This is a genomic window from Pseudomonadota bacterium, from assembly GCA_039028155.1.
Taxonomy (GTDB): Bacteria; Pseudomonadota; Alphaproteobacteria; order SP197; family SP197; genus JANQGO01.
On sequence record JBCCIS010000008.1, the window covers coordinates 1 to 13,919 of the forward strand.

General features: G+C 64.4%; 13 protein-coding genes and 1 pseudogene. 6 read left to right on the forward strand and 8 right to left on the reverse strand.

Going from position 1 to position 13,919, the window contains the following annotated elements; translation table 11 throughout:
* Window positions 1-538: hypothetical protein (locus AAF563_06105; GenBank protein MEM7120829.1), on the forward strand; the 538-nt coding region annotated here is incomplete at its 5' end.
* A gap of 84 nt (window positions 539-622) precedes the next feature.
* Window positions 623-1,807, forward strand: coding sequence for a cupin domain-containing protein (locus AAF563_06110; GenBank protein ID MEM7120830.1), 1,185 nt, complete (start codon window positions 623-625; stop codon window positions 1,805-1,807).
* A 3-nt stretch (window positions 1,808-1,810) separates the two neighbouring features.
* Here the strand turns inward: AAF563_06110 and AAF563_06115 are convergent, their stop codons facing one another.
* The 4 genes and pseudogenes from AAF563_06115 to AAF563_06130 form a co-directional block, all read right to left on the reverse strand.
* Entirely contained in the window at window positions 1,811-2,671 is an 861-nt protein-coding gene (locus tag AAF563_06115) for a phytanoyl-CoA dioxygenase family protein (GenBank protein MEM7120831.1), read from the reverse strand.
* An 18-nt stretch (window positions 2,672-2,689) separates the two neighbouring features.
* Entirely contained in the window at window positions 2,690-4,015 is a 1,326-nt protein-coding gene (locus tag AAF563_06120) for an FAD-binding oxidoreductase (protein ID MEM7120832.1), read from the reverse strand.
* Between the two features lie 86 nt (window positions 4,016-4,101).
* Window positions 4,102-4,278: pseudogene (locus AAF563_06125) on the reverse strand (Rdx family protein).
* A 235-nt stretch (window positions 4,279-4,513) separates the two neighbouring features.
* Window positions 4,514-6,931 (reverse strand): FAD-dependent oxidoreductase, encoded by a 2,418-nt coding sequence (locus AAF563_06130; GenBank protein ID MEM7120833.1) that lies wholly within the window; start codon window positions 6,929-6,931, stop codon window positions 4,514-4,516.
* Window positions 6,932-7,152: 221 nt separating this feature from the next.
* Here AAF563_06130 and AAF563_06135 point away from each other — a divergent pair, with 221 nt between their 5' ends.
* Together AAF563_06135 and AAF563_06140 are read left to right on the forward strand one after the other, a co-directional pair.
* Window positions 7,153-8,376, forward strand: coding sequence for a multidrug effflux MFS transporter (locus AAF563_06135; GenBank protein MEM7120834.1), 1,224 nt, complete (start codon window positions 7,153-7,155; stop codon window positions 8,374-8,376).
* A 65-nt stretch (window positions 8,377-8,441) separates the two neighbouring features.
* Window positions 8,442-9,416 (forward strand): NADPH:quinone oxidoreductase family protein, encoded by a 975-nt coding sequence (locus AAF563_06140; GenBank protein MEM7120835.1) that lies wholly within the window; start codon window positions 8,442-8,444, stop codon window positions 9,414-9,416.
* Window positions 9,417-9,424: 8 nt separating this feature from the next.
* Here AAF563_06140 and AAF563_06145 read toward each other — a convergent pair whose 3' ends face one another.
* Both AAF563_06145 and gpt read right to left on the reverse strand, forming a co-directional pair.
* The gene (locus AAF563_06145) at window positions 9,425-10,237 is read right to left on the reverse strand and encodes a purine-nucleoside phosphorylase (protein ID MEM7120836.1); all 813 of its coding nucleotides are present in this window, start codon (window positions 10,235-10,237) and stop codon (window positions 9,425-9,427) included.
* Entirely contained in the window at window positions 10,234-10,716 is a 483-nt protein-coding gene (gene gpt / locus AAF563_06150; protein ID MEM7120837.1) for a xanthine phosphoribosyltransferase, read from the reverse strand. The genes AAF563_06145 and gpt overlap by 4 nt, the downstream gene beginning before the upstream one ends.
* Window positions 10,717-10,866: 150 nt before the next feature.
* Between gpt and AAF563_06155 the strand changes: the two genes are divergently transcribed.
* The gene (locus tag AAF563_06155; protein MEM7120838.1) at window positions 10,867-11,847 is read left to right on the forward strand and encodes a DMT family transporter; all 981 of its coding nucleotides are present in this window, start codon (window positions 10,867-10,869) and stop codon (window positions 11,845-11,847) included.
* Between the two features lie 58 nt (window positions 11,848-11,905).
* On the forward strand, window positions 11,906-12,832 hold the full coding sequence (locus AAF563_06160) for an aminotransferase class IV (GenBank protein MEM7120839.1): 927 nt from the start codon (window positions 11,906-11,908) through the stop codon (window positions 12,830-12,832).
* On the opposite strand, the gene AAF563_06165 is transcribed toward AAF563_06160, so the two are convergent.
* A complete protein-coding gene (locus AAF563_06165; GenBank protein MEM7120840.1) occupies window positions 12,824-13,213 on the reverse strand; it encodes a hypothetical protein in 390 nt (129 codons plus the stop codon). The genes AAF563_06160 and AAF563_06165 overlap by 9 nt on opposite strands.
* Window positions 13,214-13,224: 11 nt before the next feature.
* Entirely contained in the window at window positions 13,225-13,875 is a 651-nt protein-coding gene (locus AAF563_06170; protein MEM7120841.1) for a hypothetical protein, read from the reverse strand.
* Window positions 13,876-13,919: the final 44 nt, after the last annotated feature.

Consider the following 13,919-nt stretch of genomic DNA (forward strand, 5'->3'; position numbering starts at 1 on the left):
CGACGGTTACACCGGCGTCACGGACAACGACTCCGGCGCCTACCAGGACCAGCCGGGCTACGGCAGCGGCAGCGGCGATGGCTACACCGGCATCACGGACAACGACTCCGGCGCCTACCAGGATCAGCCCGGCTACGGCAGCGGTGGTGGTGACGGCTACACTGGTGTTACGGACAACGACTCCGGCGCCTACCAGGATCAGCCGGGCTACGGCAGCGGCGGTGGCGACGGCTACACCGGCATCACGGACAACGATTCCGGCGCCTATCAGGATCAGCCGGGCTACGGCTCCGGCGGCAGCGGCGACGGCTACACCGGCATCACGGACAACGATTCCGGCGCCTATCAGGATCAGCCGGGCTACGGCTCCGGCGGCAGCGGCGATGGCTACACCGGCATCACGGACAACGATTCCGGCGCCTACCAGGATCAGCCGGGCTACGGCTCCGGCGGCAGCGGCGATGGCTACACCGGCATCACGGACAACGACTCCGGTGCCTATCAGGACCAGCCGGGTTACGGCACCAGCGGTCAGTAGCGTAATCCTGACTGGCAGATTTCCTTTGCTGTATGCGGAGCTGATGATGACATGGCGGGATAAGCCGCCGGGTCACCCTCTGTGATGGAGCCGTTGCGCTTCGCACGGCCGTCCGACGCGGTCGACTACCTCCTGGCGCCGTGCCCCATGACCAAGTTCAATGACGAGGTCTATGAGCGCACGCCGCTGATCATCCGGCGCGACGAACCCGAGCGCTATCGTGGCCTGCTGTCGATCGATGTCATCGACCATCTGGTTGCCAATGTCGAGATGCGCAGCGACATGCTGCAGATCGTACGGGCCAATCCCAAGGTCGCGCCGCGCGAGTACACCTTGTCGAACGGCGTTGTCGATCCGATCCGGCTTGCCGATCTATATGCCGACGGCGCGACCATCGTCCTCAATCAGCTTCAGCGGCTTCATGCGCCGCTGGACCGCCTGACCCGCGCGCTCGAGGCGGCCTTCAGCATGCAGTTCCAGACCAATGTCTATCTGACACCGGCGATCGGGAAGGGGTTCCCGGTACACTACGACAATCACGACGTCGTCGTGCTACAGGTCGAGGGCAGCAAGGCGTGGCGTCTCTACGAAGCACCCATTCATCTCGTCTATCGCGGCGAACGTTTCGAGCCCGGCGCCTACGATCCCGGGGAAACCACCGACAGCTTCACGCTGCACGCCGGTGACGCGCTCTATATTCCGCGCGGCCAGATGCACGAGGCCGCCGGTAACGAGCATGGTCCGTCACTCCACATCACCGTCGGCATCCTCGCCAAGACCTGGACCGACCTGATCCTGGAGGCGGTTGCCGACGTTGCCTTGGTGAATCCGGAGTTCCGGCGCAGCCTGCCGCTGGGCTTCACGCAACAGGGTGCCGATCTCGACGCGATGCGGGATACGTTTGAAGAACTGATGGCCTGGCTTGCCGATCACGCGACGATGGATCCGGCGCTCGCGGTCATGCGCGACGACTTTGTGCGCCGCCGTCGGCCGCACATTGATGGCGCCGTGTTGACGCCGCGTCCGGTGGTCCAGGCGACGACCCAGCTTGTCGCCCGGCCCCACCTGGTGTGGCGCCTGGCGCAGGATGACAAGGGTCTGGAGCTGTTGGCGAACGGGCGTACGCTCCGATTTCCGGTGGAAGACCGCGAGGCGATCAAGCTGGCGCTGTCCGGCGAGACGTTCGTCGCCGGTGACTTGCCGAACATCCGACCGCTCGAGCTTGCCCGTTACCTCGTCAACAGTGTCCTGGTCGTGCCAGTCGACTAAAACTCAACGGCCTGCGGTGCCCGTGCCGCCGGACCAGGTGGCGTCGCCGCCTTCGAAGTAATAGGCGCTCTGTTCGTCGCTGATTTTCCGCCAGGCGGCGACTGCCTCGGGCATCAGATCGCCTTGTGGCCGGGGCATGGCCAAGAAGTTTCCTTCGTGGTCGGATCCGCGCACCAGGCTGGCGTAATCGCGCTCACCCTTGGTCTGTCGGGCGCTGGGCGCGAGGAAGCGCATGGCCAGACCAATACGCCGATGGTCGGACCGGTTGGGTTCGGAGGCATGAAGCGCGAGGCCGTGATGGATCGACATCTGTCCGGCCATCAGCGGCCCGGCGACGGCCTGTGTCTCATCGATACCGTCGCGCACGGTCTGGCCGCGGGTCAGAAGGTTGGTGTCGGCGTGGGTGTCGACGTGCTCCAGCAGCCCGCGCCGGTGCGAACCCGGCAAAAAGCGCATGCAGCCCATATCGCCGGTCGCCGGCGACAGCGCCAACCACGCCGTGAAGCTCTCCAGGGGTTCGATGCCCATGTAGCGGAGGTCCTGGTGCCAGCTGATAAACCCCGGCGTATTCGGCTCCTTGATGATGAGGTCACTGTCCCACAGCAGAATGTCGGGACCGATCAGCGACTCCATGACATCGACGATGCGGGCGTCGTGCACCAGTTCGTCGACCGGCGTGAAGACGACATGGGCGGCGGTACGGCGGAAGTCGGCGATCGGCAGATCGGCGGGCGCGCTCGCTTCGATCGCTTCCAGGCGTTCGCGCATGCTCGCCGCATCCGCTTCGTTCAGCACGTCGACGGGCGCCAGGAAGCCGTCACGCGCGAAGCGCTCGGTCTGCTCGGTGGAAAGCGATCCCGTCATGGTCGGATCCTCCCGTAGTCAGACGCCCGGCCCAAGCTGCAGCTCGGTGCCATCGAAGAAGCGGTTGTAGCGGAACGGCTCCAGTTCGACGCAGGTTGGCGTGTCCGTCACCATCTCCGAGACCAGCCGTCCGGCGCCCGGCCCGATGCCGAAGCCATGGCCGCTGAAACCGGTCGCCAGATAGAAGCCCGGAATCTCGTCGACCGGCGAGATGACCGGGATGGCGTCGGGTGTGACGTCAATCAGGCCGGCCCAGCTGCGATCGATCTTGACGTCCTTCATCACCGGATAGGCCTGTTTCAGATTGGCGAAGGTGGCGTCGATGACATTCCGATCGGGTTTGGGGTCCAGGATGCGCGTGGATTCGAAGGGCGATGGGGTATCAAGCGTCCAATATCGCTGGGTGAAGAGTTCGCGCCAGAAGCGGCTGCCGAATTTCAGCCTGATGGAATCGCGCTCTTCCTTCAGCGCCGGCAGGAACTTGCGGAAGTAACGGAAGGCGTCGGGCACTAGGGGGAACTGGTTCAAGGTGCCGTGGGCGACCGTATAGCCGCCGTCGACACGACGCCGGATCGCGACCGGCCCCGACCAGCAGGCTCCGTCGGTGACATTGGGCGCCGGTGTCGTTCGCAGCACGTTGTTCTGCACCTTCAGCTGCGGCAAGGTCAGACCCTCGCGTCCGCATAGCAGCGACGACCACGCGCCGCCCGCCAGCACGACCCGCTCGCAGGCGACGCGGCCCTGTTCGGTGACCACGCCGACGACACGGCCGCCTTCGATGTCCAGGCCGCGTACGGCGCAGTTGGTCACCACATTGGCGCCGATCCTGACCGCCGCGCGGGCGATTGCCGGGGCGGCCTTCATCGGTTCGGCGCGACCGTCGCTCGGTGTCGTCATGGCGCCGGCCCAGTCGCCGGCCAGGTCGGGCATCTTTTCCTTAAGCTCGGCCGCCGACAGAAGGCGGGTGTCCAACTGATACTGCTTGGCGAGCTCGGCCCAGGTCTCGTACTGCGCCAGGCCCTTTTCCGTCTCTGTCGCGTAGACGACGCCGCCCTGGAAGAAGCCGGTGTTGTCGCCGATCTCCGCGTCCAGACCGCGCCACAGGCGCAGCGATTCCATGATCAGCGGGATTTCCTGGGGCGCGCGGCCCTGCTGGCGCACGAAGCCCCAGTTGCGGCTGGACTGTTCGCCGCCGATCACGCCCTTTTCGCAGAGCAGGACGGAAACACCCTGTTTGGCCAGGAAGTAGGTCGCCGACGTGCCGATGATGCCGCCGCCGATGATCACGACTTCCACCTTGGCCGGAAGCTTGCCACTCTCCGGCCCCGGATCCACCTGAACCATCACCACCCCGCGCTGAACGTTAACGAACCGCGCCTATCTTTCTCGATCCATGATCGACAAAGCAAGGTTTCCCTTATGGATTGGCTTTAGCGCCCGTCCAGCATGTGGCGGAGTTCGTCGTCTTCGGGGAAGCGGTGGTCGGCGAACTTGGAGAACAGCAAGTCGTCGCCGACGGTGATCTCAAACGAGCCGGAGCGGCCGCCCTCGATCGTCACCTCGGCGCCGTAGGTCTCTTCGAGCAGGCTTCTCGCACGGAGCGCCCTGGGCTCGTAGTTTCACTGTACGCAGTATTCTATATGAACCTTGATCGGCTCGCTCATCGCGACCTCTCTTCCAAACACGTGCTCCATTTGACCATACATGGTCGTCTCTTGCCACTGTCGGTCATGGTCCGACGGTATCGGCTCCGGCCCACTCCCCCGCCCGGCCACCCCGAGGATGCTGCCATGGGGGGCCGGGCAGGGGAGTGGCCCGGCGATGCCATTCGCCAAAAGTGCGCTAGCCGCGCAACCGCTCGTTGGCCGGATCAAACAGCGGCTCGGTCTCGACCCGGGCCGGGCGCATGTCGCCCAGGATCTCGATGGCGAACCCGTCGGCGGTCACGTCGATATCCGGATTGAGGTAGGCGAGCGCTATGCTCTTGTCGACGACATGGCCATAGCCGCCGGAGGAGACGACGCCGGCGACGTCGCCGTTCAAGAGCACCGGTTCGTTGGCCCAGCAGTCGGCGTCGTCGGCATCGACGGTCATGGTGACGAGCTTCCAGCGCAGGCCTTGATTGTGCCGGGCGATCAACCCGTCGCGGCCGATGAAGTCGCCCTTGTCCAATTTGACGAAGCGGTCGAGGCCGGCTTCGAACGGGGTTGTGTCGGCGGTGAACTCCATGCCCCAGCGCCCGTAGCTCTTTTCCAGGCGCAGGCTGTCGAGCGCCCGGCCACCGGCGAGCGACAGGCCCATATCGGCGCCCGCCTTGCGCAGCGTATCGTAGACATGCATCTGGTATTCGGCGGGCATGTGGAGCTCGTAGCCGAGGTCGCCGGTAAACGAGACCCGCATCACACGGCACGGCGCCATGCCGACATCCATGTCGCGCGCGGTCATGAACGGCATGGCGTCGCTTGAAACGTCGGCGCGAGTGACCGCTGCCAAGAGTTCGCGCGAATACGGCCCGGCGATCGCCAGGCCGGCGCGCTCCGTCGTCTCCGAGCGGATGGTGACGCCGGACGGCGGCATGTGTTCGTCCCACCAGCGGCGGTGGAACCGTTCGGCGGTGCCACCGCCGACCACATAGAAGGACTCCGGTCCCAGCCGCGTCAGGGTGAAGTCGCCGATGATGCCGCCCTTGGCGTTGAGCATGGGCGCCAGCACCATGCGGCCAATCTTCTGCGGGATGCGGCAGGCGAGCACGCGGTCCAGGAAGGCTTCAGCGCCCGGACCTTCGACCAGGTACTTGGCGAAGGTCGAGATCTCCAGCATGCCGACACCGGCACGCAGCGCCCGGCATTCCTCGCCGACCGGTTCGAACCAGTTGGGTCGGCGGAAGCTCAGGATGTCGCGGCCTTCGACGCCATCCTTGGCAAACCACAGCGGCCGCTCGAAGCCGTAGGCCGAGCCGAACACCGCGCCTTCTTCCTTAAGCCGGTCATAGACCGGCGAGGTCCTGAGCGGCCGACCCGCCGGGCGTTCCTCGGCCGGGAAGGCGATGGCGAAGCGCATGCCGTAGTTCTCGGCCGACTTGATGAGGGTGTAGCTCTTGGTTGCCCAGTCACCGAAGCGCGCGACGTCCATCGGGAAGAGGTCGAGCGGCGGGCTGCCCTCGACGATCCATTCGGCAAGCGCCCAGCCGACGCCGGCGCTCTCCGAGAAACCGGGGATCATGCCGCAGGCGACGAAGTGGTTTCTGAGCCCCGGCATCGGCCCGATCAGGACCGTGCTGTCCGGCGAGTACATCATCGGCCCGTTGACCACCCGCTTGATGCCGGCATTGGCGAAGCACGGCACCAGTGAGATTGCCGCTTCCATGTTCGGCATCATGCGTTCCATGTCGTCGGGCAGGAGCTCCTGGCCGAAATCCATCGGCGTGCCGTCGACCGACCAATGACGGCCATGGCGCTCGTAGGCGCCGAGCAACAGGCCGTCGCGTTCCTGGCGCAGGTAGAACTCGCCGTCCTGGTCGCGGGTCAGTGGGATTTCGAAGCCCAAATCCGCGAGTTCCGGCACGGTCTCGGTCACCACATATTGGTGCTCCATCGGCACCAGCGGCAGGCGATAGCCGGCCATGGCGGCGACTTCGCGGGCCCACAGGCCGGCGACATTGATGACGACCTCCGCATGCACCGTGCCCTTGGGCGTCGAAACATCCCACGTACCGTCGGCGCGCTGACTCAAGGCTTCGACCGGGCACTGGCGTTCGATCGTCGCGCCGCCCATGCGCGCGCCCTTGGCGAAGGCGTGGGTCACGCCGCTGGGATCGACATGGCCGTCATCGGGGCCGTACATGCCGCCCAGGACCCGTTCGGTATCGACCAGCGGATTGATCTTCTTGATCTCCTCGACGCCGACCATCTCCAGATCGACGCCCAGATAGCGGGCGCGGGCGCGCTGCACCTTCAACTCGTCCAGACGGTCCTGACTGGTCGCCAGATAAATGCCGCCGCAGCGGTGTAGGCCGACCGATTGTTCGGTCTCCTCCTCCAGCTTGCTGTAAAGCTTCAGCGTGTAGTCATGCAGCCGCGCGATGCTGGCATTGCCGTGCATGGCGTGAATGTTGGCGGCGGCATGCCAGGTCGAACCGGCGGTCAGCTCGGCGCGCTCCAGAAGCATGATGTCCGACCAGCCAAGCTTGGTGAGGTGATAGAGGATACTGCATCCAAGAACGCCGCCGCCGATGACAACGGCTTGGGTTTCGGTTTTCATGGGGTGAGGGGGCTCTTGTTGGTTTGTCCGCGCCATGCTGCCGCAGTCGCGGGCCCAGGCATAGCCCAAAGCCGCCGTCATGCGCCCAAACGCGCCAAAGAGCCCGAGCCCGCCAAAGAGCCCGGGCCCGCCAAAGAGCCCGGGCCCGCCAAAGAGATTTCCTCTGGGGCCGGATCTGCTCTAAAGCTGGTGGGTCGATCCCATCCACCTGTTCCCCTGTGATGCCTGATAAGCCGCACGCGACAGCCAGTGAGGATGCACCGCCGACGGCGCCGAGACCGGCGCGGCGTCCGCTGCTGATCATCCTGATTCTGGTCGCGGCCATGGGCCCGCTGGCGTTGCAGATCCTGGTGCCCTCCATGCCCGGGCTGGTCGAGGTCTTCGCGCAGCCCTATCACGTCGTGCAGCTCTCGCTGATGCTATTCCTGATCGGACTGGCGGTGGCGCAGCTCATCTACGGGCCGTTGTCGGACCGCTTCGGCCGCCGCCCGATCATGCTGGCGGGTATCGGGATCTATCTTGTCGGGACGCTGGTCTGCATGCTCGCGCCGACGATCGAGGTTCTGTTGGCCGGACGCATTATGCAGGCGGTCGGCGGCTGCGCCGGCATGGTGCTGAGCCGAGCGATCGTGAGAGATCTCTACGAGCGCGACCGCGCGGCCAGCATGATCGCCTACATCACCGTTGCCATGGTTGTCGCGCCGATGATCGGTCCCATCATCGGCAGCTCGCTCGACCTGTGGCTGGGATGGCAGGCGGTGTTCGGCTTTGTGCTCGCCTATGGCGTTCTGGTCATGGCAGCGTGTCTGTTCGGTCTGCATGAAACACTGAAGCAGCGTGTTGTGATGTCACGCACCGCCGATCTGGTGAACGGCTTCGGCTACTTGCTGCGCTCGCGCGCGTTCCTGGGCTACAGCCTACAGGTCAGCTTCACGTCCGGCACTTTCTTCAGCTTTCTGGGTGGCGCCGCTTATGTTGTCGTCGACGTGCTGGGCGGCACGGCGATCGACTACGGTATGTGGTTCCTGCTGATCTCGGCAGGTTACATGTCCGGCAACTTCATGGCTGGGCGCATCACCCCACGGGTGGGGTCAGATAACATGATCACGCTGGGCACGTTCATTTCGATGCTGGGCACGATCGCGTTGCTGATTGTGACGCTGGCCGGCGGCCTGACCATCGCGTCCCTGTTCCTGGTTTGCATCAGCGTCTCGTTCGGCAATGGGTTTGCCATGCCCAACGGTTTCGCCGGCGCGGTCAGTGTCGATCCCAACCGCGCGGGCGCCGCATCGGGGCTGTGCGGCTTCATGCAGATGACCATCTCTGCCGCGATGATGCGCGGCGTCGGCGTCTGGCTCGACCAGACCGCCGTGCCGATGGTGGTGATGATGCTGACCGGCGCGGTGCTCGCCTTTCTCGTCCATCAGTGGGGCACACGGCGCTGACAGTCCGGTTCGGCGCCCCTATGATGCACCGCAACATGAGATCATGAGATGGTGATGAGGTGGTAATGAAGGCGGTGCGGTGTGTGGAACTGGGTGGACCCGACAAGCTTGAGGTCGCGGAGGTGTCCGTGCCGGAGCCCGGTGACGGCGAGGTGCGTCTGAAGGTCGCAGGCTGCGGCGTCAACTTCGCGGACTCCCTGATCATCCAGGGCAAGTATCAGCACAAACCGGACCTGCCGTTCACGCCCGGCATGGAGGTCGCCGGCACCATCACGGCGGTTGGCGCCGGCGTTGCTGCGGTGGAAGTCGGCCAGACGGTGATCGGCATGACCGGCACCGGCGGCTTTGCCGAGGAGGTCGTGTGCCCGGCGCGCGACGTCATGGCGTGTCCCGACGGCTTGGACCCGGTGGTTGCCGCGTCGCTACCGGTCGCATACGGCACCGCCCATCTGGGGCTTGATCACCGGGCGCACCTGCGGCCGGGCGAGACGCTCCTGGTACATGGCGCATCAGGCGGCGTCGGTCTGGCGGCCGTCGAGGTCGGCAAGGCTATGGGTGCGACCGTGATCGCGACGGCAAGCAGCGCCGACAAACTGGCGCTTGCCGGTGAGCATGGCGCCGATCACCTGATCAACTACACGGACGGGCCGTTCAAGGACGAGGTCAAGGCGCTTACCGACAGGCGCGGTGCCGATGTCATCTTCGATCCTGTCGGTGGTGACGTCTTCGACCAATCCCTGCGTTGCATCGCCTGGGAGGGCCGCATCCTGGTCGTCGGTTTTGCATCAGGCCGCATACCCGAGGCGCCGGCCAACCTGACCTTGGTCAAGAACATGGCCATCATGGGTGTGTTCTGGGGCGCTTACCGCGATAAGGATCCGGCCGTGATGACCGCGTCGTTCGCGCAACTGTCGGACTGGCTGGTAGCCGGCAAGCTGAAGCCGCTGGTATCAAAGACCTACGGTCTGGACGATACGGCCCAGGCGATCACCGACCTGATGGAACGCCGCGCGAAGGGTAAGATTGTCGTGACGCCCTGAGGGCTGGGCTATGCGCGCTGCGGCCAGGCCGCGATCAGGGCGGACAACAAGGCCTCGATATCCTGGGCGGCTGCAGCCGCTGTCTCCATGACCTCATCGGCGCTCGGCGGCGTCTCGACCAGACCCGCCGCCATGTTCGTCATCAGCGAAAGGCCGAGCACACGCAAGCCCGCTTGGCGCGCGGCGATAACCTCCTGCACCGTCGACATGCCGACCGCATCCGCGCCCAAGGTGCGGAAGGCTCTGATCTCCGCCGGCGTCTCGAAACTGGGCCCGGTGACTGCCAGATAAACGCCTTCGGCCAGGAGCACGCCCACATTGTCCGCGACACGGTGTGCGAGCTGGCGAAGCTCGCCGTCATAGGCGCCGTTCATCGGCACGAACCGTTCACCGAGAGCAGGGCTATGTGGGCCGGCCAGCGTGTTCGCGCCCTGCAGGTTGATATGGTCGCGGATCACCATGATGCGGCCCGGTGGTGCTTCGGGGTCGAGCGAGCCCGCCGCGTTGGTGACGATCAGGCTGTGGCAGCCAAGTTCAGCGAGGGTCCGGATGGGAACGGCGAGCTGGGCCGCTGCGACGCCTTCATAGAGATGCGCGCGGCCATTGAGGCAGGCGACCGCGCGCCCATCGATTGTCCCCAATACCAATTCGCCCGGATGGGTCTGATTGGTGCAGGGTGGAAACCCGTCGAGATCGCCATAGGGAAGGCGGACCGCGGCGTCGATTTGGTCGGCGAAGCCGGAAAGGCCCGAGCCCAGAACAAGACCGACCTCCGGGACCAGGTCCTTGGCGCTGTCACGGATCTGTTCGGCGGCGCTCATCCCTGGCCGCGGCGTTCGGCCAGCGGCTCGGCATAATGCAGCTCGGTATCCCAGGGGAAGTGAATCCAGGTGTCCTGGCTGACCTCAGTCAAGAACAGGTCGACCAGTGGCCGGCCTTCCGGCTTGGCGTAGACTGTCGCGAAGAACGCCTTGGGCAGCATGTCGCGCACGACGCGGGCGGTCTTGCCGGTGTCGACGAGATCGTCGATCAGAAGCGTGCCCTCGCCGTCGCCAACGACGCCCTTCAGAATGCTCATCTCCCCCTGATCCTGATGGTCATAGGACGCGATGCAGACAGTGTCGACCAGGCGGATGTCCAGTTCGCGCGCGACAATGGCCGCCGGCACCAGACCGCCGCGCGTGATGGCGACGATGCGCGACCACGTCCCCATGCCGTTGAGCCGCCACGATAGGGCGCGCGTATCGCGGTGGAGCTGATCCCACGAAACGGTGAAGTTCTTGTCCGGCGGCATGTCCATGGCTGCCTGTGTAGCGCCATGAAGACGGTGCCGTAAAGCGGACGTGCAGAATTGACGAGCTGATCGGTACGAATCTGCTTTTCCCGGAGCGGTTTTGGTGAAACGTTTCGCTTGGCAAAGGGGCCTGCGATCGCAAGGGGAAAGCACGCCATGAGCGAGCAAGCGGTTACCGCTCAGCCGCGCGACGAGACGGTCAAGGGCATCCTGTTCCTGTTGCTCGCGATCGCCATCTTCTCGATCCAGGATGTGATCGTAAAGGAGATGAGCACGAGCTATCCGGTGCTGGAGTTCGTCTTTGGACGCTCGCTCGCATCGTTGCTGCCGGTCATCTTTTTGGTGTGGCTGGAGACGAGGGGCAAGGGCTTCACGACGAAGCGGCCCCTGTTCCATGCGGCGCGCGGCTTCATCATGCTGCTCGCCTATACGACTTATTACCTGGCGGTCGCGTCGATGCCGCTTGCCGCCGCTGTTGCGGTGTTCTTCGCCGGGCCGCTCTTCGTGACGGCGATCTCGGCAATCTTCATGGGTGAACAGGTCGGTCCCAGGCGCTGGACGGCTGTCGTTGTCGGCTTCATCGGTGTTCTGGTGGTCATGCGTCCGGACATCGACGACATGGACCTCGGCGCGATCTTCGCTGTCGCTTCAGCATTTTTCTATGCCATCAGCGTTGTCATGACACGCTCGTTGGGCCGCACCGAAAGTGGCGCCAGCATGGTGCTATCGCAATCGTTGATTTACCTGCTGTTCTCCGGTTTGGCAGGTCTCGCTATGCAGGACATCGCCGTCGACCGCGATGCCCATGCGGGCATCCAGTTTCTTTTGCGTGGCTGGATCATACCCGACTGGGAGGGCATAGGCTTGATGGTCCTTTGCGGATTGATCGCGACGATCGGTTTCTACGGCATCGCCCAGGCCTATCGCATCGGAGCATCAAGCGCGGTCGCGCCGTTCGAATACAGCGGCATCCTGTGGGGCACATTCTGGGGTTTCGTCATCTGGACTGAAGTGCCTGACTTCTGGACCATCGTCGGCATCGTCATCATCGTCGGCAGCGGCATTTACGTCCTGCGTCGCGAGGCCCAGGTCGGGCGCAAGGTCGTCACCGGCCGCAGCCTTCGCAACCGCATGTGACGCTTGACGCCCGCCGTTCGTGCGCCATGCTGCCCGCCACGACTCCAGGGAGGTGATCATGAGCGAGCGGCCTAATGAACGCGTGGCGTACTTCAACGGCGAGATCATTCCCGAAAGCCATGTGCTCGTGCCGTTTCGTGACCGCGGTTTCCGATGGGGCGACGGCGCGTTCGACACGGAGCGCACGGTCGACGGCAAGATCTTTAAGCTGGGCCCGCATATCGACCGCCTCTACCGCTCCTTGCGTTACCTAAGGATCGACATCGACGAGACGCCGGATGAGCTTGCCGCGGCGACCGAAGAAGTCGTTGCAAAGAACCTATCCTTGCTGCCGGAAGGCGAGGATTACTGGGTATTCCAGAATGTGTCTCGTGGTGCCGACTGGATCGGCGACGAACCGAATAAGCGCGAGGGGCCAACGGTCATCGTCCATGTTCAGCCGCTGCCGCTGCGCCCGCGCGCGACGCTGTTCCGCGACGGCATCGAGCTGATGACCGCGCCGATCCGCCGCACACCGCCGGAAGCGCAAAGCCCGCGCGCCAAGCTGACCAACTATATCAATGTGACACTTGCCGATATGCATGTGAAGTCGCAGAACCCACAGGCCTGGGCGGCGCTCTTGGACGTCAACGGCAACCTGAACGAGGGCACCGGCCAGAACATGTTTCTGGTGCGCGATGGCGGTTTGCTGACACCGCGTGGCGAGATGGTGCTGGAGGGCGTCAGCCGACAGACCGTCTTCGAGCTTGCCGAGACCTGCAGCATTGAGGTGCGCGAGGCCGATCTGGATCTGTTCGACGCCTATACGGCCGATGAGGCCTTTCTGTCATCGACCAGCCTGTGCATCTGCCCGGTCAGGAGCATCGACAACCGGCCGCTGGCGAACCCGGCGATCCCGGGGCCGGTCACGCGGCGCCTGATGGATGCCTATAAGGACATGATCGATTTCGACTTCGAGCAGCAATACCTGCAGTTCTTAAACTGACGTCTCGTCTTCGCCGTCCGTCTCGTCTTCGTCTTCCATGCCGGCGGGCGCGTTGGTGACGTAGATATCGCCGTCTTTTTCGACCAGCAGGATGTCGCCTTCGATGCGGTCTTCTTCGTCGGAGGCTTCGTTCAGCAGAAACCACACGGTGGCCGTCGCGGCGATCTGGGCTTCCAGGATGTTCTCGTCGATCAGTTCCGCGCCGATCCTGACATTGGCGCTGAGCATCGCGAGCGCCTTCTCGAACGCGTCGTCCAGGTCGGTATCGCCGCTGGAGAGGTTGCTGGCGACAGTCTGATAGTGCAGATCGTCGACCTCGAACACGAAGGTCTCGCGGCCTTCGTCATCGTCACCGAGATTGTAATAGACCCGACGTGTCATACGGGTCCCGCCTACGATGCGGTGTCGGAGGCTTGCGCGAACGACACGGCCGGCATCACGTCATCGGGCGACCAGCCGCCAACCCATTCGTCCAGTCCGACGACTTCCGGTGGTACGCCGTTGCCGTGGAACCAAGAATCGACGACGTAGAGTTCGCCGCTCTCGATCTCGGCCAGGACGGCGGTCGTGTGTGGCCAGCCGTTGATGAAAAAGCCACGCGAAACGGGAACCCGGGGTTCGTGCCAGTAAAGAAGGCCGGCCTCCTTCAGCATCACCAGATAGGTCGTCGTGTTGATCGTCTCGTCGATGCAGTCCTGCTGGCCGGCCTCGCCGAACCCGACAAAGGTGCCGCCGACGTCCTCGCTGGTCAGGGTCTTTTCGCCAACCGCCATCTCAATCCCAGCGATCACCTCGGCGACAAGTCGGCGCTCCTCGGCGGGGTTCTCCGGGGGCTCCATGAGTGGCGCCACCAGGTCATCCCATTCGCGCGTTAAACTGACCCGTTCACTCAACCGGCAGCCGTAGCCGTGGCAGACCTTGAAGCCAGACGGTTTGGGATCCTTGGCGGTGTGGCGCGCCAAATAGTCTTCCGCTGGCCGCGTTGTGGTCACGCAGGCGGTCAGCGCCATGGCGCATAGGAACATGGGTATGAGTCGAATCATGGAAAACAGCCTGAAAACGGCCCTTTTTTTGGCGTGCCCCGGAG